Annotated in this window: 24 protein-coding genes and 1 tRNA gene; 10 read left to right on the top strand and 15 right to left on the bottom strand. The window is 40.1% G+C overall.

What is annotated here, in order from left to right:
- The 6 genes from D3P12_RS12720 to D3P12_RS12695 form a co-directional block, all read right to left on the bottom strand.
- Positions 1 to 2394, bottom strand: coding sequence for a heavy metal translocating P-type ATPase (locus D3P12_RS12720; protein WP_118196058.1), 2394 nt, complete (start codon positions 2392 to 2394; stop codon positions 1 to 3).
- Positions 2395 to 2407: 13 nt separating this feature from the next.
- Positions 2408 to 3820: an oxygen-independent coproporphyrinogen III oxidase gene (hemN, locus tag D3P12_RS12715; protein WP_118196056.1), complete on the bottom strand. Its 1413-nt coding sequence runs from the start codon at positions 3818 to 3820 to the stop codon at positions 2408 to 2410.
- Positions 3744 to 4163, bottom strand: a complete 420-nt coding sequence (locus D3P12_RS12710) for a Rossmann-fold NAD(P)-binding domain-containing protein (protein ID WP_118196054.1) — start codon at positions 4161 to 4163, stop codon at positions 3744 to 3746. Before D3P12_RS12710 ends, hemN begins: the two co-directional genes overlap by 77 nt.
- Before the next feature lie 77 nt (positions 4164 to 4240).
- Complete coding sequence (locus tag D3P12_RS12705) at positions 4241 to 5284, bottom strand: response regulator (RefSeq protein ID WP_118196052.1); 1044 nt, start codon at positions 5282 to 5284, stop codon at positions 4241 to 4243.
- A 4-nt stretch (positions 5285 to 5288) separates the two neighbouring features.
- The gene (locus D3P12_RS12700; protein WP_118196050.1) at positions 5289 to 6479 is read right to left on the bottom strand and encodes a PAS domain-containing sensor histidine kinase; all 1191 of its coding nucleotides are present in this window, start codon (positions 6477 to 6479) and stop codon (positions 5289 to 5291) included.
- A 19-nt stretch (positions 6480 to 6498) separates the two neighbouring features.
- A complete protein-coding gene (locus D3P12_RS12695; protein ID WP_245977448.1) occupies positions 6499 to 7227 on the bottom strand; it encodes an LOG family protein in 729 nt (242 codons plus the stop codon).
- A gap of 109 nt (positions 7228 to 7336) precedes the next feature.
- Between D3P12_RS12695 and recR the strand changes: the two genes are divergently transcribed.
- The 3 genes from recR to D3P12_RS12680 all read left to right on the top strand — a co-directional run bounded on the left by recR (position 7337) and on the right by D3P12_RS12680 (position 9141).
- Entirely contained in the window at positions 7337 to 7951 is a 615-nt protein-coding gene (recR, locus tag D3P12_RS12690; protein ID WP_118196048.1) for a recombination mediator RecR, read from the top strand.
- Positions 7952 to 7980: 29 nt separating this feature from the next.
- Positions 7981 to 8799, top strand: a complete 819-nt coding sequence (locus D3P12_RS12685; protein ID WP_118196047.1) for an SDR family oxidoreductase — start codon at positions 7981 to 7983, stop codon at positions 8797 to 8799.
- Positions 8800 to 8862: 63 nt separating this feature from the next.
- Positions 8863 to 9141 carry a hypothetical protein gene (locus D3P12_RS12680; RefSeq protein WP_118196045.1) on the top strand — a complete coding sequence of 93 codons (279 nt, stop codon included), beginning with the start codon at positions 8863 to 8865 and terminating at the stop codon, positions 9139 to 9141.
- Here the strand turns inward: D3P12_RS12680 and smc are convergent.
- Positions 9138 to 12668: a chromosome segregation protein SMC gene (gene smc, locus D3P12_RS12675; protein WP_118196043.1), complete on the bottom strand. Its 3531-nt coding sequence runs from the start codon at positions 12666 to 12668 to the stop codon at positions 9138 to 9140. The two genes, D3P12_RS12680 and smc, sit on opposite strands and share 4 nt — an antisense overlap.
- Before the next feature lie 62 nt (positions 12669 to 12730).
- Here smc and D3P12_RS12670 point away from each other — a divergent pair, with 62 nt between their 5' ends.
- Positions 12731 to 13303, top strand: a complete 573-nt coding sequence (locus D3P12_RS12670) for a hypothetical protein (RefSeq protein WP_118196041.1) — start codon at positions 12731 to 12733, stop codon at positions 13301 to 13303.
- Positions 13304 to 13355: 52 nt separating this feature from the next.
- Here the strand turns inward: D3P12_RS12670 and D3P12_RS12665 are convergent, their stop codons facing one another.
- The gene (locus tag D3P12_RS12665; protein WP_118196039.1) at positions 13356 to 14162 is read right to left on the bottom strand and encodes a nitrilase family protein; all 807 of its coding nucleotides are present in this window, start codon (positions 14160 to 14162) and stop codon (positions 13356 to 13358) included.
- A gap of 67 nt (positions 14163 to 14229) precedes the next feature.
- Between D3P12_RS12665 and D3P12_RS12660 the strand changes: the two genes are divergently transcribed.
- Positions 14230 to 15537 (top strand): DUF2851 family protein, encoded by a 1308-nt coding sequence (locus D3P12_RS12660; protein WP_118196037.1) that lies wholly within the window; start codon positions 14230 to 14232, stop codon positions 15535 to 15537.
- A 22-nt stretch (positions 15538 to 15559) separates the two neighbouring features.
- Positions 15560 to 15778, top strand: coding sequence for a PspC domain-containing protein (locus D3P12_RS12655; protein WP_118196036.1), 219 nt, complete (start codon positions 15560 to 15562; stop codon positions 15776 to 15778).
- An 11-nt stretch (positions 15779 to 15789) separates the two neighbouring features.
- Here D3P12_RS12655 and D3P12_RS12650 read toward each other — a convergent pair whose 3' ends face one another.
- Positions 15790 to 16440 (bottom strand): ankyrin repeat domain-containing protein, encoded by a 651-nt coding sequence (locus D3P12_RS12650; RefSeq protein WP_118196035.1) that lies wholly within the window; start codon positions 16438 to 16440, stop codon positions 15790 to 15792.
- Between the two features lie 48 nt (positions 16441 to 16488).
- Entirely contained in the window at positions 16489 to 17313 is an 825-nt protein-coding gene (locus D3P12_RS12645; protein ID WP_118196034.1) for a sulfite exporter TauE/SafE family protein, read from the bottom strand.
- Between the two features lie 41 nt (positions 17314 to 17354).
- Here D3P12_RS12645 and D3P12_RS12640 point away from each other — a divergent pair, with 41 nt between their 5' ends.
- Positions 17355 to 17927 (top strand): UbiX family flavin prenyltransferase, encoded by a 573-nt coding sequence (locus D3P12_RS12640; RefSeq protein WP_118196033.1) that lies wholly within the window; start codon positions 17355 to 17357, stop codon positions 17925 to 17927.
- A 72-nt stretch (positions 17928 to 17999) separates the two neighbouring features.
- On the opposite strand, the gene D3P12_RS12635 is transcribed toward D3P12_RS12640, so the two are convergent.
- The 4 genes from D3P12_RS12635 to xerD form a co-directional block, all read right to left on the bottom strand.
- A complete protein-coding gene (locus tag D3P12_RS12635) occupies positions 18000 to 18587 on the bottom strand; it encodes a hypothetical protein (protein WP_118196032.1) in 588 nt (195 codons plus the stop codon).
- A 39-nt stretch (positions 18588 to 18626) separates the two neighbouring features.
- Positions 18627 to 20945 carry a TonB-dependent receptor gene (locus tag D3P12_RS12630; protein ID WP_118196031.1) on the bottom strand — a complete coding sequence of 773 codons (2319 nt, stop codon included), beginning with the start codon at positions 20943 to 20945 and terminating at the stop codon, positions 18627 to 18629.
- A gap of 72 nt (positions 20946 to 21017) precedes the next feature.
- On the bottom strand, positions 21018 to 21353 hold the full coding sequence (locus D3P12_RS12625) for a hypothetical protein (protein ID WP_118196030.1): 336 nt from the start codon (positions 21351 to 21353) through the stop codon (positions 21018 to 21020).
- Between the two features lie 61 nt (positions 21354 to 21414).
- Positions 21415 to 22311 carry a site-specific tyrosine recombinase XerD gene (gene xerD / locus D3P12_RS12620; protein ID WP_118196027.1) on the bottom strand — a complete coding sequence of 299 codons (897 nt, stop codon included), beginning with the start codon at positions 22309 to 22311 and terminating at the stop codon, positions 21415 to 21417.
- Positions 22312 to 22435: 124 nt separating this feature from the next.
- Here xerD and D3P12_RS12615 point away from each other — a divergent pair.
- A tRNA-His gene (locus D3P12_RS12615) sits at positions 22436 to 22512 on the top strand.
- A gap of 220 nt (positions 22513 to 22732) precedes the next feature.
- Here D3P12_RS12615 and D3P12_RS15380 read toward each other — a convergent pair.
- Positions 22733 to 22903 (bottom strand): hypothetical protein, encoded by a 171-nt coding sequence (locus D3P12_RS15380; RefSeq protein ID WP_157970344.1) that lies wholly within the window; start codon positions 22901 to 22903, stop codon positions 22733 to 22735.
- 56 nt (positions 22904 to 22959) lie between these two features.
- Here D3P12_RS15380 and D3P12_RS12610 point away from each other — a divergent pair, with 56 nt between their 5' ends.
- Positions 22960 to 23163: a hypothetical protein gene (locus tag D3P12_RS12610; RefSeq protein ID WP_118196025.1), complete on the top strand. Its 204-nt coding sequence runs from the start codon at positions 22960 to 22962 to the stop codon at positions 23161 to 23163.
- A 594-nt stretch (positions 23164 to 23757) separates the two neighbouring features.
- On the top strand, positions 23758 to 25686 hold the full coding sequence (locus tag D3P12_RS12605; protein ID WP_118196024.1) for a glycoside hydrolase family 172 protein: 1929 nt from the start codon (positions 23758 to 23760) through the stop codon (positions 25684 to 25686).
- Positions 25687 to 25712 lie beyond the last annotated feature (26 nt).

The following is a 25712-nucleotide window of genomic DNA, read 5'->3' as shown; positions in this document are numbered from 1 at the left end:
TCAAGCGTTTTTTAATTTGTTTTTCTTCGCATAAAGATGCGTTGCGATGCTGGTGAAACTGATGATCGTAACCGTACTCAGAGGCATTAAAATCGCCGCAAATAGGGGAGACATTGTTCCCTGAACTGCAAACGTTAGTCCTACGATATTGTATAGCAATGAAATAGCAAAACTTAAATAAATCACTCTCATCGAGTCTTTAGCGAAAGCTAAGAACTGATCCAGCATGTTCAATGAATTGCCTTCTAATATCGCATCACAGCCTGGTGAAAAGCTATTGATGTCATCGCTGACCGCGATACCAAAATCTGCCGCTTTCAAAGCGCCTGCATCGTTTAATCCGTCACCGATCATGCTAACAACTTTACCTTTTTGTTGTAGTTGTGATACATAGCCCAATTTGTCTTCTGGTAACTGATTGAAGTGCATTTTGTCTTCTTGAAAAATATCCTTTAAGGTCACTTTGTCTTTATCTTGGTCTCCTGAAACCAGATGTAATTCGTGATGTTCGCTTAATTTATTGACTAGCTGTGACAGACCTTTTCGCCAAGGCTGAAGTACGCTGAAATAGCCCTTTGCCTGATCTTCAATAGATATATACACCCTGCTACCGGCATTTCCGATTACTGTGTTTCCTGTAAATTTAGCACTGCCTACTTGGATGGTATCTCCGTCGACGATACCCTGAATGCCTTTTCCTGGCGTTTCTGTAAAACCTGAAACTTCTTTTGAGAAACTATCAACTTGAAGCCAATTAACGATTTGGAAGCTTAGTGGATGACTGGAATTTCGACAAATAGAAGCCACTTTTTGTTGTTCATTTTCACTAAGATCTCCGATAAATTGAATATGTTCTGAGTTTGGAGATGTAATTGTACCTGTTTTATCAAACACCAGCGTGTCAACTTTTGCCATTTGTTCAATCGCCGCTGTATTTTTTATAAAAAGCTTGTTCTTATCAAAGATACTGAGCGCTGCAGAGAGCGTAAAAGGAGAACTTAATGCCAAAGCACATGGACATGCTATGATTAATACAGCCGTAAACGCAGCCCAGGCTTTCGAAGAATCTCCGTTAAATAACCAAAAAGCGGCAGCACTACTGGCAATTAACAGTAATACCGTGGTGAAGTATTTGCTTATAGAATTGCTAAAGGTTTGAAACTGTCGATCGTAGTGCTTGTTGTTTTCGTTGTTCCACAGATTTGTTAAGTAGCTTTGTGACACTGGTTTAACTATTTCTAGCTCAATAGCTTCTCCAATCTGTCGGCCCCCTGCATAAGCAATCTCTCCTAACACCTTTTTTACGGGTGTGCTCTCACCAGTGACGAAACCAAAGTCGATTGCTGCATTTCCCTTTAGAACAATGGCGTCCGCTGGAATAATCTCATTGTTTCTAATCAATATCCGGTCTCCAACTTTTAGATCGGCGATTTCAACCGGTTTTTCCTCATCGTTCTGGATAACGGTAACTGCTACTGGAAAATAAGAACGGTAGTCGCGTTCGAAGGAAAGATGGTAGAATGTTCTATTTTGTACCCACTTCCCGATAAGGATAAAAAATACCAATCCGCATAAAGTGTCTGAAAAACCGGGTCCACTATTACTGATAATTTCTATTGCCGATCGTATAAACAATACTAGTATTCCGAGTGCTAACGGGACATCTAGGTTAACTTGTTTCATCTTTAAACTCTTGTAGGCAGATACAAAGTAATCTCGCGCACTATAAAGTAAAACGGGTAAAGCCAAGACAAGATTCAACCAGTTAAACAAAAGGCTGTATTGCTGATCTGTTCTGCCGAAACCAAAATATTCGGGCAAACTAAATAGCATCACATTCCCAAAACAAAAGCCCGCAACCGCTATTTTCCGCACCAATGAATTTTGGTTAACTCGCTTTTGTTCTTTTACGACGTCTTGTAAGGTGATAATTGGCTCATAACCAATGTCAATCAACAGTTTAATAACACTTTTTAAACTTATGTTTTGATGTCTAAACTTAATGTTCGCTTGTTTCTTCGTAAAGTCAACTCGGGTACTAAGGATATCAGGATTCAGCTTGTAGAGGTTTTCAAGTAGCCAGATACACGAGCTACAATGAATGGCCGGAATATAAAATGTGACCATCGTATGCTCGTCATCTTCAAAGTCAATGAGCTTTTGAATGATTTTTGGTTCGTTCAAATAATCGAGGTTTTCCGCCTTTTTCTTCTGACTTTTACCTGGATGCTGATTGTATTTATAGTAATTTTTTAGATTATTGGAACTTAAAATCGAATACACCGTTTGGCATCCTAAACAGCAGAAATCGTGGTCGTCTGCCTGGTAGAGCGTAGAACGAACAGGGTCTCCACAATGAAAACAATTTATTTTCGAGAGTATCTTCTTTTCCATTTTTATTAATAGATCAAATAGCTCTGCTAAAAAGATCTTTAGTGGGACTACTGTTATGTAAGCGTTGGTCAAACGCCATGCAGATGTTTCTTAAAAATGCATGCCCCATATCCGTAACCTCAATATAATGTTCTGTTACATGGATCAATCCATCCTCTATTAAAGGTAACAATTCTGTCTTGATTTTTGTTGCAACATGTTGATAATTTCGATATATAGAACGATTCCAATCTGTTTTTCCATTGCACATGATATCTAAAATGTGTTTACGTAAAATCAAGTCCAGTTCCGTATGGATATGCCCCTTCATCAAAGGCAATTTGCCATTTGCTAAAATTGCATGGTATTCTTCGTTCTTTTTTACATTTTGTGCGAACGCGTGCCAAGAATCGCTTATCGAAGATACACCCAACCCTATCATTAATCGCGAATAACGATCTGTATAACCCATGAAGTTGCGATGTAGTGTGCCTTCATTTGATGCTTTATATAAGGAATCTGTTGGCAGGGCAAAATGGTCCATTCCCACATCTCGATATCCTGCTTTGCTGATGATTTCTTTCCCCAATTGGTACAATTGCAATTTCTCTTCATTTTTAGGAAGATCGTTTTCATTATAATGTCTTTGTCCTGGTCTAATCCAGGGAACGTGAGCATAGCTGTAAAAAGATATTCTATCTGGTCTTAATTCGATTGCTTTCTTGACTGTATCATGGATTGTCGTTACCGATTGTTTCGGTAAACCATATATCAAGTCAAAGTTGATCGATGTATAACCAATCTTTCTGGCTTGTTCCACGACGTGACGAACTTCCTCTTCCGTCTGTTTTCGGTTGATTAGAAACTGGATCAACGGATCAAAATCCTGAATTCCCAAACTCAGTCTCCGAAAACCCAGATTGTACAGCGTTTCCAAATGTTCTACAGTTGTGTTTGCGGGATGTGCTTCAAATGAAAACTCCGATTCTTGACTTACACGACAACGGTGAAGCAAGCCTTCAATCAATAGTTTTAAATTCTCCGGACTAAAGAAGGTCGGAGTTCCACCACCAAGATGGATATCAGATATAAGAATGTCATCCCCTAAATGGTGTTTATATAAATGCCATTCCTTCAGAACATCGTTTATATAAGGTGTTTCGACACCGTGATTTTTGGTAATTCGTGTATTACAACCACAATAAGTACATAAGCTTTCACAAAAGGGCAGATGGATATATAAACTGATCCCTTTATCAGGTGACTTCTCGTAAGCCACTTTTATCCGTTCAATCCATTTCTCTTCAGTCCAGGAATCACTATCCCAAAAAGGAACTGTTGGATAGCTCGTATAACGAGGTGCCTGAACGTTATATTTGTTTATCAGATTTGATGTCTGTGGCACGTTGTCTTGAAGTTTTACTTTCTTGTAGTCCTTTTGATACATAATCGAGTATGTTGATAATTTGATGGGCTTTTTTCTCGTCAGTGAGGTTGCATTGTACATGGGTAATCGGTATCCCAACTTGTGTAGCGAGTTGCAGCACTTCTAGTGACGGTTTATGATCCCTACTAATTATAAGCTTAATTCCGATTTCTTTGATTCGCTCTAACAGGCCAAGTGTTAGTGTATCCAATTTATATAATATAAGCACATCTTTACCTATAGCAAAAATTAAGTTTGCTTCATTTAAGGCATTGGATATAAATAAGAAATCATGTTTCTTTGAATTGGCCTTTGCCAAAGACACCTTTTCATTATTTCGGATACTATAAGCAATGGCTTTCATCTCACCAAAGTTAGATTCGCCTCGATGTCTTTCCTATGGAGCTAGTCACATGAATAAATGATATTAATCACAATTTCTCAGGTTACTTTCTTTAGCCCCTGAATATCCAGAACATGGATTGAGTTTCCCTCTTTTGTTATTAGATTTTCGTCTTTGAAATCGGCGAGGATTCTGCTGACTGTTTCGTTAGCCGTACCCGCCATTGAAGCTAGGTCGTCTCTTAACACTCTTATTTTGTAGGTGTCATTTTCATGCGTGCCGCTGAGTTTTTCTGTATAGAAAACAAGTGCCTCCGCTATTCTTTTTCGGACGGTACCATATGCCAGACTTAGCAGTTTTTCACTTTTGAGCTGATTGTTACTGGCAAGAAGATGAATGAATTTGGCATTTAGAGTAGGCCGTTTAGTCACTAAATCCTGTAGGTCTGATTTGTTGATCAAAGTAAGTTCACAATCTTCCAGTGTTTCGACATTTTCATAATATTTGCTATCTGTTAAAATGGTATCGTAGCCAAAAAAGTCTCCTTTTGTAAATATTCCAATAGTAAGTTCGCGCCCCACATCGTAAAAAAGAAAACTTCTTAGTGTGCCTTTATTAACCCGATATAGGTATAGGGGCGAATCTGACTCCTGATAAATTAACTGTTTCTTTTTATATTTTCGTGTTTTTCCAGCTTCACTAAGCTCTTCGAAAAATGTTTCAACATCTTGCGGGATGATATTTGATACTACTCCATGGCTGCGGCGTTTTTTTAATCTGGACTCCACGGCATTTAGTAATTCTATGTCATCGAAAGGCTTAGTGAGGTAATCATCTGCACCCATTTCCATCGCTTTGCGCACATCTGTTCGCTCTGCTTTGGCTGTCAGAAATATCAATGGTATCTTTGAGGTTTCTTCATGTTTACCGAGTAAGTATAATACACCATATCCATCTAAAATCGGCATCATGATGTCACATAAAATTAAATCTGGAATATGTTTTAGAGCAAGTTCAAAACCTGACTTGCCGTCAGCGGCACTGATCACTTGGTAGTCAGCCATTTCTAAAATTTCTACAATACTTTCTCTAATATCATCGTGATCTTCAATTACCAGTATAGTTTTGTTGCTTTTGTTCATTTTTTTATGATTGCAGATTAAATGTTAGCCTAAACATCGTTCCTTCATCAAGCTTACTCTTCCAGGTGATCGTTCCGTTCATTAAATGGGCATATTGCATTACAATGTTCAGCCCCAAGCCTGTGCCGGGAATTTTGCCTGTATTATTGGCTCGAAAAAATGGTTCAAGTAGATGTTTTTGTTCTTCTTCAGGTATGCCTATGCCATTATCTCTGACTTCGACAATGCATTCACCGTTATTTGTATAGGTATTAAATTCGATAAAGGTGTTTTCACCCGAGTATTTTATTGCGTTTGATATCAGATTGATGATAGCGTTTTTCAGCAGATGAGGATCTAGTTTAACATTGGCGTTATCGCCGGTATGCTGATAGACAATGTGTTGATTTTGCTTCGCTATAGGCTGCATTTCCTCAATGATTTCTTCAGAAAACTTAACCAGGTTGAATTCAGAGTACTTGACTTCGATCTTTCCATCTTCCAGCCGGTCCATTGATAGAAAATCATTTAAGATACTTGTCAGCAGATCAACCGAGTTTTTAATCTTTGTTGTATGTTTATCAATACCTTTTGCGTCATTTTTGTTGGCATACTTGTTAATTAAAGAAGCGGATAATTGAATTGAGCTCAATGGAGTTCTAAATTCATGCGAAGCCATTGATACAAATCGCGACTTTAATTGGTTGAGTTCTTTTTCTTTTTGCAAGGAGTTACTTACATCGTTTTTAGCTTCTTCCAGTTTAGCTACCAGTAATTGCAAATCAGCAGTACGAGTTTTTACAATTTCCTCCAGCTCCTCTGTATACATCTTTAATTTCTCTTCAGCTTCTTTTTGCTTGGACAAGTCTTGGATAATACCGGTAAAGATTTTTTTGTTTTCATAATTTACCTCGCTTACCGATAGGTAAATAGGAAAGGTGGTTCCATCTTTTTTCTTTCCAAGCACATCCCGTCCGATACCAATGATCTTTTTTTTACCCGTATCTAGGTAGTTCTCAATATAATCGTCATGTTGTGAGCGATAGGGCTCTGGCATTAACATGCTGATGTTGTTGCCAATTACTTCTCCGCTTGTATATCCAAATAGCTTTAAGGCACCGGGGTTAATTGACTCCACAATTCCCTTTGCGTCGATTGTGATAATTCCTTCATTGGAATTTTCGATAATCGCTTTTAATAATTTAGCGCTTTCCATGAAATAATAATGAGGGAATTTAAAAATTGGGTTTCAACAGATATTTTTCGTAGAAATTAAAAATATGTTGAACCGCGTCTTCAGCTGTGTCTTCCAGACGGTACAAGTTTAAATCTTCCTCACTGATATTGCCTGCTTTCAACATGGTGTTTTGAATCCAGTCAAACAAGCCCCCATAGTATTCTTTACCTACCAGTACAATCGGAAATCTAGCCATTTTTCCAGTCTGCACCAAGGTGATAGCCTCAAAGAGCTCGTCCATAGTGCCAAATCCGCCCGGTAAAATAATATAGCCTTGAGAGTACTTAGTGAAAATAACCTTTCTCACAAAAAAGTAATTGAATTCAATGAGTTTATCTCTGTCTATATATTCATTATTGAATTGTTCAAAGGGTAAATCGATATTCAATCCAACCGATTTTCCACCTGCTTCGAAAGCTCCCTTATTTGCTGCTTCCATAATGCCCGGTCCACCACCGGAAATCACCCCGTAACCCCTTTCGGTTAATAATCGTGCACATTTTTCTGCTAATTGATAGGACACATGGTCACGAGGAGTCCTTGCCGATCCAAAAATCGAAACACAGGGTCCAATCTTAGCCATTTTTTCGAATCCCTCTACAAATTCAGCCATAATTTTAAAAATCTGCCAAGAGTCGCTCACTTTAATTTCTTGCCAAGTTTTATTTTCAAACGCTCTTCTTATTCTTTCGTCTCCCTGTTCGATCATGTCTCCTTGTTCTGCCATAGTAATCGTATTAAAGTGAGCTAATTTAAACATTTTCCTCTGATTTGATGACGTGGGATGGCTTCTAATTCAATAAAGTGATTTTATTAAGAATTTCTATCTTTGTTAAATGAATTTTTCTTCCAAGCTTTTAGAGAATGCAGTCAATGAATTCAGTCGCCTGCCAGGCATCGGGCAAAAAAGCGCGTTGAGATTGGTTCTACATCTGGTAAATCAACCAGAACAGGATGTTGCGCGTTTTAGCAATGCGTTGACGGATTTAAAAAATCAGATCAGGTATTGCAAAGAGTGTCATAATATTTCTGATCAGGAACAGTGTGAAATCTGTACATCTTTAAAACGCGATCGCAGTTTGATCTGTGTTGTGGAAGATACCCGAGACGTCATGGCTATTGAAAATACGAATCAATATCAAGGGCTTTATCACGTACTTGGCGGATTGATTTCGCCTATGGATGGCGTAGGCCCGTCTGATCTGAGTGTCGATGCATTGATCAGCCGCGTACAAAAAGAAGAAGTTTCCGAAGTAATTTTAGCGCTCAGTGCTACCATGGAGGGGGATACGACTATATTCTATCTTCATAAAAAAATTAAAGATATGGGTGTTAAAATTACTACGATTGCTCGAGGTATTTCATTCGGAGGGGAATTGGAGTATGTGGATGAAGTCACGCTTGGTCGCTCCATTGTTACCCGTGTTCCGTATGAAAGGAACATCGCATAAGCTTATCATTAATACTAGATAAACCCAACTTGAAAAATTTTAAAGATAAAGTCGTCATCATCACAGGTGCTTCTTCAGGAATTGGCCGTGCCTGTGCCATTGAGTTCGCTTCTCACGGTGCACATATTGTTTTGGCCGCTAGAAAGTATCAGGCCTTGCTTGATTTAGCAGCAGATATTGAAAAACGCTATCAGGTAATGACTCTTTCTGTACAATGCGATGTTTCGGTAGAGGAAGATTGTAAACAGTTGGTGGAACAAGCGACAGGTAAGTTCGGTCGGATAGATGTATTGATCAATAACGCTGGCATCAGTATGCGGGCACTTTTCAAAGATTTGGATATCAGTGTTTTGAAGAGTCTGATGGATGTGAATTTTTGGGGTACTGTCTATTGTACAAAATACGCCATGCCTGAATTATTAAAAGCAAAAGGTTCAGTGGTGGGCATGTCATCGATCGCCGGCTATCGTGGGCTTCCCGGACGTACGGGTTATTCAGCATCTAAATTTGCTATGAATGGTTTTATGGAATCTTTGCGTGTAGAAAACCTAAAAACCGGTTTGCACGTTATGGTGGCTTGTCCGGGCTTCACAGCTTCTAATATTCGAGCCACAGCCCTCGATGTACACGGACAGCAGCATGGAGAAACCAGTATGGAAGAAGGTAAAATGATGACAGCCGAAGAGGTTGCCATGATCGTCGTTGACGGAGTTGCTAAGCGGAAAAGAACGTTGATCATGACTCGACAAGGCAAACTTGCAGTTTTCATGAACAAAATAACCCCTTCATGGGTTGATAAGAAAGTATTTGATTTATTTTCAAGGGAAAAAAATCCTTTAATAAAATAATTTTTTTAGTTATTTTAGGTTAGTAATTAGTAACACAATAAAACACGGAAAGAATACTTGATTATGGAGAACGAGTTAGTTGTAGAGTTAATAAACAAAGAAGATTTAAGTAAATACCATATTGTTGATGCCCCCGTTGATCATAGTTCAGATTTACGTAGCAAATTGCAAAGCGCGTTGCGTTTAGGCAATGAGTTTAAATCAAAAACCAATATCGTTTTTATGACAGATGATGGGCCTAAACGTATCGAGACTACCGTATGGTCCGTAACCGATAAATACATGCAGATTAAAGCAGGGGTATTATTACCCTTAACAAGTCTTATTGCAATAGACTATTAGACTTCCTGTAAATCCACCGCCACCAACTTTGAAATACCTTGTTCCACCATGGTAACACCATAAATGATATCCGTGCTGGCAATGGTTTTCTTATTATGGGAAACAATGATGAATTGTGATCGATCCGAAAACTTACGGATGATATTATTGAATTTATCAATATTGGTGTCATCCAATGGCGCATCTACTTCATCGAATATACAAAAAGGTGCAGGTTTCAATAAGTATAGTGAGAAGAGCAGGGCAGTAGCGGTAAGGGTTTTTTCTCCGCCGGATAACTGATTAATAGACAGTGGTTTTTTGCCTTTTGGACGTGCAATGATTTGGATGTCTGAATCCAAGGGCTGTTCAGGATCTGTTAAAACCAGATCGCAGGTGTCCTCTTCGCTGAAGAGGGACCTAAATACAATAATAAAGTTCTCGCGAACTTCATTAAAAGACGACATAAACTTCTCTTTTGCAGTTTTGTCAATTTCCTTAATGGTCTCAAGCAGCGTATTTTTAGCTTCAAGTAAGTCTGTCTTTTCCTGTTGGATAAACTGATAACGCTCGTCCATTTCTTTGAAAGATTCCATAGCCAACGGGTTGATTGCTCCAAATTCATCCAGTTGTTTCTTTAGCTTTGTCGCTTTCTCTTTCAGCTGATCTTCTTCCATTTCGATTTCAGCCTCTTCCGCTTTCAAGTCATCCGCTTCCAAGTTGAATTCAACTAACAGCCGTTCCTTCAATGCGTTTAGCTCCAGATTAATCTCGTTGACTTTGTCCTTAAATTCACTTAAAAGTATGTCCGACTGGTCTTTATTCCTGCGTTCTTGACTCAGGTTATCCTCCGCGTCATTAATTTCTTTCCGAAGCGAATAATAATTTTTTTCCAGATCATTCAAACCTTCTTTCAGAAGCTCCCTTTGCTGATACATCTCTTGTAGGTCAACGTCTGATCCGTCAGCATGGTCTACCAGGTCACGAAGCGCTAGCTTGGTCTTTTCTATCTCTTCCTCATGTTGCTTAATGCGGGTCTCGATGTTCTCGAGCTGAATTTCCCTATACTCAAGGTCCTTCTCCAGATTCGAAGTACGATTTTTCTGCTGATGAAAGGCTATATTTGCTTGATTATAGAGGTTTGACTGTTCGTTATAATTAACCGAAATGTCGTCAAAGTTCTTTTGCAGGTACTCCAGTTGTCCGGAAAATAGGGTGACGTCACTCTTTTGTTTGTCCAAGTCATTCTTTTGTTTATCCAGATCGGTTTCCAGAGTCATAATTTTCTTCTCAATACTTTCTTTTCTGCTCTGGTTATGTGCGATAAAGCTTTGGTACTGCTCTTGTTTCGTTTTAATAGAAACAAGTTCATTGTTCAGTCGATTAATTTGACTAGAAAGTTCTTGGATATGATCTTTTTGGAAATTTGCGGTTAACGCCGTGAGTTTATCCTTCTCAGCCGATAAATCGGATTCAATCAGTTTTTGATTTTTAGCTGTTTTCTGTATTTCTGATTGCAAGATGCTGAGGTTCTTTGCCCGACCAATACGTTTTCCTTCAAACAGACCAACAGACCCACCGAAAAGACTGTGTTTTTTCTTAATAATCTGTCCATCTTTACTCAGTACAATGAAATCACCTGAAGGCAGATCTTTATTGATAGGAGAGCCCATGTGTTCTCTTTCAAAAAACACATTTTTCAACAGCAACCCACAAAGCGATCGATATTTAGAGTCTACATCGATTACCGTTAGAGCTGACAAAAGATTATCATAACCCACTTTGCTAACATCCTCTTTTTCTATCAAATCTAAGATAAAGAAACCAGCTTTCCCCTTAGCTGTATCATGCAGTAATTGAATTGCAGTGAGCGCATCTTGCGTACTCTGAACCACGTAGTAATTCATATAGGGTTCGAGATAATTTTCAATCGCAACCCGATAGGCTTCCTGACAATAAAGAATGTCAGAGAAAAGAGGAGCTTTTACATCCCATTTCTTGTTCTTTTTTAAAAAGCGAATTGATTCAGGAAAGCCCTCTAAATTATCGACAAGTGATTTCAGTAGATTATACTCGTTCTCTTTAGCATCGAGGAAGCGACTTTCGTGGTTCAACTGACTCGTGAGCTGCTCAATTTGTTCTTTAGTCTCATTGAGCTGGAGCTCCAATTCCTGATCTTGCTGCTTGAGGAAGTCATACTCGCTCTGTAAAGTATCTAGCTTAGTCTCTAATTCTGAAATAGCTTTCTCGAATGAGTTAAGCTCGTTTTCCCTATTTTGCTGATCGCTGCTTGCTTTGACGGTTTCTTCTCGCAAAGCATCAATCTGGATCAGCAAAACAGCGCTCGATTTTTCCAGCTCATACAGCTTGTTTTGAGCTTGGTTCCGTTCGTTGAGCATCTTGTCCAGCTCTTGTTTAGCCGCCTTTTGTTGGTTTTGCAGAGTTTCGACTAATTTTACTTGTCCTTGGAGATCACTTTCTTGAGCCGCCAGCTTCTCTCTTTCAGTAAATAACTCTTCATTGACTCTCTTTAAACTGTATTGAATATGATTAAGTTGCTGCCTGTCTTGAGTAAGCTCTTTACTGAGCCGGTCATTCCGTTCATTCAGATTTCGCAACTGCTCATTCTTAATCTTTTTATCAGTCTCATAGCGGTGAATGGTTGCTGTATGTGCGTTGAGCGTCTTTTGTTGAGTGGACAGGTTCTTCTCTTCGGTGACAAGTTTCTCTTTAAAGGCTTTCAGTTTCTCCTCCTGGAAGGTAAGACTGTCAATAAGCTCTCGGTTTCTTCGGATCTGTAGGTCTTCCTTTTCCCTTAGCTGACTGAGTGTCTGATCATAATTTTTGATTCTCGATGAAGCCAGCGCAATGCTGAATTGTTTATATTGTTCTTTCAGTCGATGGTAACGCTCCGTTTTTTTTGCCTGATATTCCAGGCTTTTCAGGTTTTTCTCAATCTCGATTAAAAGATCTTCAATGCGACTTAAATCCGCCTCCGTGTCTTTTAGCCGGTTGAATGTTTGCTTTTTACGAATCCTGTATTTTGATATTGCTGACGCTTCTTCGAATAGACTCCGTCTGGAATTATCCTTATTGTTAATGATCTCATCAACCATCTTCAGCTCAATGATGGCATATGAATCAGAACCAATACCCGTATCTAAAAAAAGGTCAGTAATATCTTTTAACCGGCATTGCACATCGTTCAAACGGTACTCACTTTCACCGCTGCGGTACAGCTTTCTGGTAATGGTAACCTGTGAGTAGGAGGTAGGAAGCACGCCTTTGTTATTGTTGAACGACAAGGATACTTCGGCAAGCTGAGCCGCTTTGCGAGACCTGGTTCCGTTAAAGATGATGTTTTCCATTTTTTCCGATCGAAGGTTCTTGGTACTTTGTTCTCCCAAAACCCAGCGAATTGCGTCTACGACGTTTGATTTCCCACAGCCGTTCGGACCCACAATTGCCGTCACCCCATTGTTGAAATGAATGGTCGTTTTATCACCAAAGCTTTTAAAACCTTTAATGTCGAGTCGCGTTAGCTGCATGGATAACTTTCAGGTAATCTATTGGACTGCGAATTTAATAATATTAATTGTATCTTTAATTCATGGAAGGATTTATACCCGTTTTAATCGCGATCGCATACTTTGTTCTTCAAGCCTATACCGGTTATAAGAAAGAAAAAGAAAAGGCTGCGAAGCGTCAATTGGGTAAACCTCCTGTCCCGTCAAATACTGCTCCCTCCCGTCGTCCCCAAGTACAGAGATCGGAAAAGCGGAAACCAATTCAACCCCAAGTAGGACGTCCAGTTTCAAGTCCGGAGCCCGTTTATACGGATACACAATACGTCGATCGGGCAAAAGAGTATCATCCCTCAGAACCTGCACAAAGCTATGGGTATAATTACGATAAAAAGCCCTATGTGCCTGATATGCCCCCTAGTTTGTTAGATGAATACCGGAAAATGGGTGAATATGCTGAGATGGAGAAGGTAAAAGCCGAAAAAAGGGAAGCGCTCAAAAGTCAAAATTACAATAACAATATCCAACCTGAATTAGAACGTTTAGAGATGCAGGATATTCAGGATATCGATGACATTGATCTACAGGAGTATGAAGTCAATTTTGATGTAAAACAAGCCGTCTTAGCAAAAGCAATTCTGGATCGACCGTATTCTTAGCAACATTGAGTTATGAGGAATACTGAGTTGTCAGTACTAGACTAAATCATATTTACCTGTTCTTGTCCAGTAATGACCTTCTTCTGCCAAGTGTAAAAGGATCTGCATCTTCTAAGAATGGATATCTCTCTCTTGCATTGATCAGGTCTTTCGGATAGATGGTGAAGGTATAAAGATCTTCACTTTCTGGCTTATAATAAATTACTTCGCCCGTCGGTGATAAACACATTGATCCGCCAGAATGGTAGATTTCATTTCCATCATAGCCTACTCGGTTTACCGCAATAACGAATGAAAGGTTCTCTATAGCGCGAGCAGGAATGAGCTTTTGCCAATGCTCTATTCTGGAATCTGGCCAGCTTGCTATATAAAGTAAAATATCGTAATAAGGCTCCTGATTTCGAGACCAAGCAGGGAAGCGAAGGTCATAACATATAAGCGGTCTAATCCGCCATCCCTTAAGCTCAATCGTGATGTTTTTATCTCCGGCAGTAAATATCTTTTCTTCCTCAGCCAAGCTAAAAAGATGATGCTTGTCATACTGGTCGTATGTGCCATCCGGGCGCATCCAAATCAGTCGGTTATAGTATAAACCGTCTTCCTGGATAATTAGGCTTCCTGTCACTACACAGTTGAACTTAGTGGCTTGCTCCAGCATCCATCGCATCGTGGGGCCACCAACCTCTTCGCTGCACTTTTCCACATTCATGGTGAAACCAGTATTAAACATCTCAGGGAGAATAATCAAATCGGTTGATGTTCTAAGAGAAGATAATCTCAAAGCAAGATTCGATAGGTTCTTTTCGGTGTTTTCCCAAAATAAATAAGCTTGAAAAGTAGTTATTTTTAATGGTTCCATTATGTAAAGATACTTCTTTTATTCAGATAATTGTTATTTTAGTCTCCAAACGAACGATACTTTTAAAATGAAGATTTCTGAACAAATCCTTCAACGGATTTGGAAATACCGGCTTTTTAAACAAACCGATATTTACACCCATTCGGGGAAGAGGTTATCCATAAAGCGGATAGGGGATCATAATCTAAATGAAGGTCCGGATTTTGAGAATAGCATGATCGAGATTGACGGCGTTGATTGGGCAGGGAATGTTGAGATTCACATAAGCAGTTCTGATTGGTTTCGCCATCAGCATCAGCTTCACGCAGGCTATAATACCGTTGTTCTTCATGTCGTCTTCAAGCACGATACCGAAGTATACCGCCAAGATGGTACTGAGCCAGAGACTCTGGTATTAGAACCTTTGATTGATCCGCTAACATTAGCTAGATACCGCAACCTAACGAATAATAGTTTCCGTATTGCTTGTGAAGCATTGATTCATTCGGTAGAGCCCTTCTATATTCACCAATGGTTAGGAAGGCTACTGCTTGCTCGTCTTGTTAGTAAGTCATCGTCCGTACTTCAAATACTTGAATCTACCAATGGCGATTGGGAGCGTACCTCCTTTATTGTTCTGGCAAGAAGTTTCGGGTTAAATATCAATGGTGAGGCTTTCGAACAATTCGCCCGATCGGTTCCCATGGCTTTAATATCCAGATATGCTGATCAACCCCGTAGTTTGGAAGCATTAATGTTTGGCCAAGCAGGTATGTTAGAGACAGAGCGCAAGGAAGACACCTATTATCAAAACCTCCGTTCAGAATATCAGTATTTAAAAACTATTTATAACCTCAAGCCGATGGCAGAGGGAATATGGAAGTTTCTTCGGATGCGACCTCATAATTTTCCAACGGTCAGATTAGCGCAATTTATCGCACTTGTTACAGCTATTCCTCAAGTTTTTACTAAAATTATTGAGACAGAAAGTGTACTTTTGTGGCGGTCACGCTTTGATACACTGAAAGTTAATCCCTACTGGGAGAAACATTTTCATTTTCAGAGACCCACTACATCCATGCGAAGGACAGTGTTGAGCAGGTCGATGGCTGACTTAATTATAACGAATGCCGTAGTGCAAATTTTATTCGCATACGGTCGCTATATAGATGACGAAAGGTATAGCCAGCAAGCTATTCGCTTTCTTGAACAGCTACCGGCAGAGAAGAACAGTTTGGTACAATATTATCGCGGCTTGGGTGTTGAGCTAGCGTCTGCTGCTGAAACACAAGCAATCAAACAGCTTAACGCAATATACTGCGAGCGTAAACGTTGTTTAGAATGTGAGGTTGGGATCCAGATATTAAAACCAATAAGTGGTATTGCGGCCAAATGATGTGTAGATAAACAAAATTAAAATGAAAAAGTTAATGGTATTTTTAGAACAACGTTCATTTGGGGTATGTTCATACTTAGGTGAGCGTTTAGGTATTTCTATATCTAAAATCCGTTTGTTTTTTATCTATAGTTCGTTCCTGGCGGTTGGTTTTCCAGTTATTTTTTATCTGCTAGCAGGTATTGTGCTGGATATCCGAAACTATGTAAAACGCACTAGAAACCGTTTGTGGGATTTTTAAATCTATCGTTTCTATACTTGTAGTATATTTGCTATTTCATGATGACCTTTCTCAGCGGCAACATCTGATGGACGGTCTCCATTGTCGTTCTTCACGTCTACCGACGCCCCATTCTCTAAAAGTAAAATCAACATTTCAATATTGCCATTTTCCGCGGCTGCGTGTAAAGGTGTTTGATTGCCGGCCTGTAGAACATTGACCTCTGCACCGCCCTCAACCAATAATTTAGCGATTGATTCAAAATTTGAACTGACGGCGGTGTAAAGAGGATTTACTGAATATCCGTTGTCTGAACTCTGATTGGCGTCTGCTCCTTTCAGCAGGAGGTACCGAACAATTTCTTCGTTTCCAAAATGGCAAGCCATTCCTAATGCAGTGAATCCATGGGGAGAATAAGAAGACAATAGACTTGGGTCTGATTCTACCATTTTACGCAGGGGTTCTTCTAATCCGACAGCTGCAGCTTCATAAATATCTATTTCCTCAATATGCTTGAGTAGAACTTTGACGATTTTTGGTTTATGATAATAACAGGCCAAAAGAAGGGGGGATATATCATGGCTGGTGTTTTGGCGTCCTAGTGTCGGGTTGTTGTGCAGGAGGTGATCAATCGCCGCTGCATCTCCAGACTCTATATATTCTTCTAATAAACTTAAACTCATTGCTCTCTTCTCTGGTTATAGTAACAAAAATATAGTTTTTTATAAACTTTAAAATAGAGTCGACCATAAAATCCTCACCGCAACGATCAGTAGTGCAATTGCGAGGCATTGGATAATTACTTTTCCTTTAATTTTTGTTGAAAGTCTGGCACCTACTTGTGCCCCTGCGATTACACCAATCCCAAGATAAAGTATTTCAAAAAGCCCTTCGTGTAGATCCCCTTTTAGATAATGCACAATCGTTCCGCTAAGCCCCATTAGACTTAACACAAAATGGGAAGTAGCCGTCGCAATGTGTATGGGGAAATTTAAGAGGTTGACCATTGCAGGGACATGAATAATGCCACCACCAATACCCAAGAGACTGGAAGCAAAGCCGACAAAGAAGCTCAAAATGATACCCAATAAGAGGTTATATCGGTAAATATGTCTGACCCCTTCAATATCTATGAGGTATCTTGCCATCCACCAGAATGATTTTTTCTCCTTATCCGTATGTTTGGAAAGGTTTTTTGTCGGTTTGATAATGAGTGTAATGGCCAGGATTGATAAAATGGTTCCAAAGATCAGGTTAAATGTGTCACGTGGAATGTAGGAGGTTGACAAGGCCCCCAGAACAGATCCGGGGAGCGTAGTAATACAAAACAACCAAGCCGACTTATAGTCAATTCGTTTTTTAAAAGCATAAGCCACAGACCCTGAGCTTGCGTTCAAAAAGACAACCGCCAAAGAAATACTAGTGATGACTTCAGGGCTTTTATCCGGATAAAGTAATAGAAGTATTGGAACCAAGATAAACCCTCCTCCAGCACCTACCATTGTGCCAAAGCAACCCACCAACAATCCGAGTAGTAGTAGAAGGAAGACTGTCATATCCAACAAAACTAAGTATATTTATGCGAGATTTTATTTGGATGAAAAAAAAGAAGATTATAATTGCTGTTACCGGGGCTAGTGGAGCGATTTACGCCAATGTGCTTTTTAATCGCTTAGAAGAAATACGTGATCAGATAGAAGAGGTGGGAATTGTAATGTCTGATAATGCCAAGGCAGTGTGGAGCCTAGAGTTAGGGAACAAAGATTATGATAAATACGATTTCACCTATTATAAAAAGAATGACTTTTTTGCACCTTTTGCATCCGGTTCCGCTGGTTATGACACCATGATTGTTTGCCCTTGTTCTATGGGCACAATCGGTCGGATCGCCGGGGGGATCTCCAACGATTTGCTGAGTCGCGCTGCCGATGTTGTTCTAAAAGAGCGCCGCCGTTTAATTTTAGTGGCTCGTGAAACACCTTACAATCTCATCCACTTGAAAAATATGCAAGTCATTACGGAGATGGGAGGGATTATTTGTCCCGCAAGTCCTTCCTTTTATAGCTTGCCGAAGAACTTCGATGAATTAGCAGCAACTGTGGTCGATCGGGTTCTGCAATTAAGCGGATTGGATATTGAAAGCTACGAATGGGGAAAAGAGCGGGAATAAAATAAAAGCGGGTTATACAAAAGAAGCAGGCTAGTACATTCTAACCTGCTTCTTTTTTATTACATGAATACATTAATGATCATGCCCGCCACTTGTAGTCACATGAAGTTCCGTTGTCACATTGACATCATCCGCACCGCCGGCCTGAGCATAATTAGCATTATCCCATTCTTGTGCCGCGGCGTGATTCTTGTTTAATCCGTGACGCAGCACGATGTTCCAGTCAAATGCATCGTCGCTATGACCTGTAACAGTCAGTATTCCCGTCAAACCGATCTGTTGATCTTCGTAACTATAATCAAACACACCCTCTGGTGCCCCAACAAAGAAAAACTGATGTTCAGCTCCTGCATCGATAATCTCCTGATTAATGGATTCTCCGTCGTGATACAAGGTCACCTTTAGACGGTAGCTTTCTCCTTCTGTTAAATGAGTGTGGCTTGGGGTTGCTTTCCCATCTGGTGAAAACGTGATTTTTGTTGTTTCTCCAGACTCCACAAATTTGCCATCTGTTATATCGCCATGAGCAAATACCAGTTCTGCTGCGTCATATTCTTCCTGATCAATTTCCGGAATAGGATCATCTTTCGAGCAGGAAGAAAAACTAAAAACGAATAAAAAGGCAATGGAGACGATGGATAGTAATTGAATCTTTTTCATGTTAAAATCTTTTTTAATGGTTAATCTTTTTGTTAATTGTTAAAAATTATATGATAATCGTAAACTGATATTTCTGCCCAGATCATGTGAGTAATACCTGAAACGATTCATGTATTCCTTGTAGGCAATATTGAATAAGTTGTTAGCTGACAGGTGGATGCCAAAGCTTTGATCATTTAGCTTTAACTGTGTTCCAGCGCCGACGTTAATCAGGTTATACGTTGGTGGCGGCTCTGCAAAATCGCTCTGCTTGTTGTATTTGTTTTGTTTAAAAACAGTTTGCAATTGTGCTTCGATGAAGAAGTCAGAAAATCTGCCTTGATTAATACTTGAAGTATATAAAAGCTTGTTGTCAAGGCGGTTAGATGGTGTCATCGGAAGGTCTTCGTCTGTCTCTAAGTCGTCCGCATTTAAGTACGAACCCTTCAAGCTGTATTGCAGTCCGTAAGGTAGTTGGTATGACGCTGTAATATCTGCGCCGATAAAAAGTGCATTGGTTTGTTCATAATGGAAAACTGGAAAAGCTCCTCTCAGACTCTCTACTACTTCGCCGGTGGGACTTAAATAGATGTAATTGTTGAGATAGTGAGCATAACCATTTAACTCAATACGTAACTTGTTTTTCGCATAACTCACTGTGTTAATCCACTTATAACCCTGTTCGCTCTTCAAGTCTGCATCACCCACTTCAATTGATGCCGAACCATGGTGAAGACCATCGCTATATAGCTCATTAACAGTAGGGGGGCGCCACGACAAACCCAGGTTGCTTCTCAAATTCCAGTCGGCGTGGAATCTCCAAAGAGCTCCTAACGAACCGGAAACGTTGTGGAATTCATGCTGACCGCCATATAATTCATCACCACGATAACCAGCGGCATCTAGTGTTTTATAGTCATAACGGAGACCTGCTTCCAAATCATATTTCTCTCGAACCAGTCGCTCTACCACAAATACCCCTAATCCATAGCTATCATAGTTTGGGATGATCGGTGTCGCTAATGTTCCCGGTGTGTTGTTGCTGACTATCGCTGTTGCGTTCAATCCGAATAACGAACGCAGGCTGTTGGCATTGATGCGGTCGTAACTCACATCCAAACTATGTGAATTTAATACCAGATCGAGCGCCGGAATCGAACTGCGGTCTCCACGACGTATGTCATATTCCTGTCGAGCATTGCGTTGAAACCCGTACTGTATATCCAGCTGTGTTCCCTTACTCAGATCCTTATGTAGCTTTAACTTAACCAGATCATGGATGACAGACTGGCGCGGAACATCGATATCATAACTGAATTCTCCGTCTGTAAACGGTCGCCCGTTTTCGATGGCAGCATTCAAGTCCTCGATAGAGCCAATATGAGCCCCTTCGAAGATTCCGAGGTCTGTATTAAAATGGCTGTAATAGGCGTCGATGTGTATCTGGCTTTTTCTGTAGGAAAGCGCAGCGGAGTAATTTGTTTCACGGATACCCGTATTGTTTAGATAGTAATCCGCAGCCTGCAAATTCCCTCCCTTTTTTAAGGTTCCCTGCACCCGCCATGAAAGTCCTTGCAGAGGTTTAAAATCAGATTCTAACATCGCTGATGCCGACCCCACCCGTCCGTTTGAACTGCCAACTAAGTCGACTCTTCCTCCCAGACCACCATTTATCGGTAGAGGTGAGGGTTCTACGAGAATCACACCACCAATGGCTTCCGCACCGTATTTTACCGATTCCGCACCTTTAATAACCGTAATTTCTGACGCGATAAAAGGATCAATTTCCGGAGCATGTTCCGTTCCCCATTGCTGACCTTCTTGCTTAATACCATTATTCACCATCAGCACACGGTTACTGTGCATGCCGTGGATAACCGGCTTCGCAATGGTGGCACCTGTCTGCATCATGGTTACGCCCGGAATTTCTTGTAAAATTTCCGCAAGAACTTCACCCTTGGATTTATTCAATTCTTCCTGCCGCAGACTGGTGTTTGCTGCAGTTGTGCGCAATGCAGGCTGATGACCTACAACGTTCACATCGTGCAGGACAACGCCTTCATGCTCCATATGGTAATTCTGTACCTTCTCGCTTTTTACAGCTTCAATTGTATGCGTTGCTTTTTCGAAACCCAGATTCGTAATCTCGATGGTATAATTACCTGTACAAATACTCTGAAAAGAGAAAAAGCCATGACCATCTGCCTGTGTGGTCAGGTTTTTCTCAATAAGATGTATCGAAGAGCCCGCCAAAGGGAGGTCCGTATCCGCATCCAGCACACGGCCCCGGATTGTCAGATCGCAAGTTCTCTGTGCGAACAATGCGTACGGAAACAATAATATAGCGAAAAGTAAAAACCTTTTAGTTAGTAAGTTCATTGGTGAAAATCTAGCAATAGAAAAAGTCAATAAGCTCAGTTATAAGCTATCGATGAGTTGTATGGGTGTTTCCTATGCTAGTGGAGGGCCACGAGTCCGCTCTTTGCCTACCCGCTGATTTAGGAGTGAAGGATAACCTTGATCCGTCAATACATCAATTGCAGGCAGATAGATTGCCAAGCTCTGCGGACTAACAATGATAACAGGATCCGATTGCTTATGAAAGATATAATCACAAACACCACATTTCAATGTTAAGACATGTGCAGAAGATTCAGCTTTTGAAAGATCATGACGATGCTCAACCCCATGTTTTTCATGTGTAAGCAACATGGTCTGCGCATAAGCCAATGTGAAAATCACCAGCAGTGCAGCAAATCGGTGTATGATCCTTCTACGATTCGTCATATAATTTCCACAAAGATTGCGTATATTAAACTAAGTTGCAAGTAATTTTTGTGTTATCTATCTAAGGTCTTGGATGATAGGATCTTATGACTGACTGCAAATAGGCTCTGTCAAGATGCGTATAAATTTCCGTAGTAGTAATGCTTTCATGCCCTAGCATTTCTTGCACAGCACGCAAATCAGCCCCACCTTCAATAAGGTGCGTCGCAAACGAATGCCTAAACGTGTGCGGACTGACCTTTTTAGTAATGTTTGTCTTTTTGATTAACTCTTTGATAATGATGAAAATCATAACCCGAGTCAGTGGTTGGCCTCTCCGGTTTAAAAAAACATAATCTTCAAAATTTGCTTTAATGTTTTGATGAACCCGCACCTCATTGATATAGATCGAAATGCATTTCTTAGCACCCTCGCCGATTGGTACCAATCTTTCCTTGTTTCCTTTTCCGACAACCTTGATAAAGTCAATTTCAAAAAAAAGATTGGATAGTTTCAAGTCAATCAGCTCGCTTACGCGCAATCCACAGCTATACAAAGTTTCAACGATCGCTTTATTACGCATGCCTTCCGGTTTCGACAGGTCGATTGCCGCGATGATTTGCTCAATCTCATCGACGTGGAGGAAGTCAGGAAGCTTTCTGCTTAATCTTGGTGCTTCGATCAATTCTGCCGGATTTTGGTTAATTTCATCTTCCAGCATCAGAAAGGTATAGAAAGCTTTGATTCCCGATAAGATTCTTGCTTGCGAACGCTCCTGCACGTTTAATTCGCTCAACCATTTCAGAAAAAGTTGAATATCGCTGGTCGAGACCTTGAGTGGATTTAATTGATCTTGTGTCAGACAATACGACTGCAGTTTTTGGATATCCCGTATATAGGCTTCTACCGAATTTTTCGCAAGTGAACGCTCCAGTTGCAGATACAACTTAAAATTATTTATTGCGGTTTGCCAATCCATAAAACATTACAAATTAACGCATAAACTTTTATAATGTGTTGAGATGCAAAGATTGTTATGCCAACTCAAAAATTTATTTTGCAGATGTGGTATTATTGGTTATTTTTGCAATCCAATTCACACGGTGGTTTTAGCTCAGTTGGTTAGAGCGCCTGATTGTGGTTCAGGAGGTCGCCGGTTCGAGCCCGGTATTCCACCCCAACATTTAAAATGCCCCTTTAGATAATCCTAGAGGGGTTTTTTATTTTTACAGCATTTAGAAAAACACTGTTTTGGGGCTTTTTAGGGGGGTGTTGGCACTGTTTTGACACTGCAAATAGCACCATTTTAATCTGCACTCTTCTTGAAGCTTGGTGTGTCAAAGTTTGAATGTAACTCAATTGAAGAGTTGCAGCAGCAGTGTTATCTAGCGTTCTAACAATTATGAGTTCCTGATTTGGTCCCTACTTATATCTTTAAAAGCATCGATATAGTACTGAGGAAGGGGAGTGACAAAACTCTCTCTACTTTTCCCTAGTTCATCGTTATACAACAGATAAACAATATCTGCCAAATCTTCTTTTTCTGCTATTTTATAAACTAAATTTGTCATTTGTGATCTTTACTTTACTGTAGTTTTAGAACGACAATATCAAATTAAAAAGGGTAATGAAAGTATTTGATTCACATTTTCATATTATCGATCCACAATATCCGCTGACTCCCAATAATGGATATCTCCCGGATCCTTTCACTGTAGAAGATTACAAGCAACGAACTAAAGAAATAGATATCAGAGGCGGTGCGATAGTGTCGGGTTCGTTTCAAGCATTCGAACAGGAATATCTTAGGAATATCTTATTGATTCATTAGATAAGCTTGGCGAAGACTATGCAGGCGTTGCGAATATACCGATTAATATGCCTTTAGGTGAGTTAAAACGACTGGACAGCCTCTTGGAGTAATAAAAACCTATCTAAGATAAAAATATTGTTGTCACATAAACTACCGCAATCGAAAGTCAAGAACGCGGATCGATAACGTAAGCAAAACACAACGTTCCTACGCATAAAACTCGAAATACCTTGTTTTACTTTAACGCGTTTTTCTCGCGGTATATTAGCGTAGTGAACCCGTATAAACAACGATTTGTACGGGTTGGCAACGGGAGCACTACGGGTTCAGAACGGGAACAAGTAATACAAGTTCTCTCCAAGTTAGCCGCAAAATGCTTGAGAAAAACTGACAGTGAAAAATAAATTGTAATTTTTTTGTTTTGATCAATGATTATTCTAAATTTGCTTAAACGTATAAGCCAGAGTAACCTAATATTGCGTATAAAGATTTTCGGAGAGCTAAATTGTGAGTGATCCAATTTTTTGTTACCAATAGCTTAAACGATTAAGCTATTGTAAAAGCCTATAATAATCTTGATACGTGTATATTATTTTTTTAAACCAGTGAATTATGAGTCTATTTTTACTTCGAAGAGTTACCATTGGTCTCGGTCTTTTATTTATGATGAAAACAGCTGTGCTTGCGCAGCAGATTGTCAATTTCGAGACCGAATTAAACCGATTACATTCAATTAGCCTCCTGTCGAATTATATGGAGGGAACAGTTGTCAAGCAAATTTCATCGTACGATCGGACCGGTGGGAATGATGACGGTTTTGGAGGTACGTATTCTTTTCTTAGAGAGGAGCCCAGCGGCGGATTGGTCATTTTTGACGAAAAGGGCCAGGGGGTAATCGAACGGATATGGACGCCCACACCTACCGATGATACGCTCGACTTTTACTTGGATGGCAGTACCGAACCTAGTTTATCGATTCGTTTTCGTGATTTGTTTAATGATAGTCAGGAACCTTTTTTGGCGCCGATAGCTGATCATAAAGTCGGCGGGTTCTATAGTTACATCCCTATTCCTTATGAAAAAGGATGTAAAATTGTCTTTAGAGGCGAAAAAATACTTTTTCATCAAATTCAGTATCGCACTTATAATGAAAAATATCGGGTAGAGAGTTATGATCCATCTTCTGTAGGACGATATAGACCACTTTTGAACCAGATTGTCGAACTGTGGAGTAAGAAAAGTTTTTTGGTTGATGATTTTACAAAATCAGATCCGATAAAAGTAGAAAAGAGTTTGACACTCAAGCCTAATTCTTCGGAAACGATTCTTGAGCTGAACCGGGGCGGTCGTCTTGTAGGGGTTGAACTAGAACCCGCTGATGCTTTTTCGGGTGTTTATAAGCAGATTGACTTAAAGATTTCCTGGGACGGAGAGAAAAGTCCGGCTGTGTATGTTCCTATAGCAGATTTTTTTGGGTTTGCATTTGGTACGCCATCTATGGAAAGTCTACTGATCGGTGTAACAGACAATAGAGCGTATAGTTATATACCAATGCCATTTGATAATAAAGCGAAAGTAGAATTGGTTTATCGTGGCGGTAACGAGCTGCGTGCAGTCGACATACGTGCAAAAGTTTATTATGAAAAGAGAAAGCGGGATACCAAAAATGAAGGACGATTTTATGCTTATTGGAAAAATGAGAAACCAGCTTTAGGTGTTCCTTATGTATTTCTTGAAGGTCAGGGAAAAGGGCATTACGTTGGTACGGTGATGTCTGGACAGGCAATTGACTATACTCATTTTACAGAGTTCTTTGAAGGTGACGATTATACGGAAATAGACGGCGAGATGACGGTTCATGGAACAGGGTCGGAAGATTATTTCAATGGCGGTTGGTATGCGCAGCCTGGTGGTTGGGTAGAACGATTGGGTGCGCCGTTGACGGGTTGTCTTGAATATAATTTACCAATGGGACGGACCGGCGGATATCGTTTATTTATCAACGACAAGATGCCTTTTTCGAATCATATCCTACACCAAATTGAACATGGTCCGGTTGATAATAACCGCTTGGTGGATTATACATCAGTTGCCATGTACTATGCAGATCAGGCGATCGTTGCGCAGAAGAACCCGGATAACTCACTAACAGAAATCTTTGTTCCCGATACAGTTAGCTTTTATACGGGATTAATGGAGCATTTACGTTATCAGGGTGATTTGCAGAAAAAAGATCCCGGAGCTGTACTTTCAGAAAACGGTAAAGGCCAGTTGTTTGTCGATGTTTCTGAAATTCCTTCTGGTGTATATGATGTTTATATCCACCTGCGCTCACCGGATGATGTGAATTTGGATGTAAAAATGCAAGACAGCAACGAATGGGAGCGTATATCCAGAACGTCGGGTGAGAGTTCTAATAAAGATTTCCCCATTGGTAGGATTAAGGTCATCAAGGGGGAACGTCCCGTTCAAATAGCCATCAATAACCTTGGTGCCGAATTGGCTTTCGATCGGGTCACGTTTGCAAAAACAAAAAAATAACTATAAACCAACAATAACCAAATAAC

The sequence above is a fragment of the Pedobacter indicus genome (genome assembly GCF_003449035.1).
GTDB classification, from domain to species: Bacteria; Bacteroidota; Bacteroidia; order Sphingobacteriales; family Sphingobacteriaceae; genus Albibacterium; species Albibacterium indicum.
Note: the sequence above shows the minus strand (reverse complement) of the source record. Positions and strands in the feature narration are given on the sequence as shown.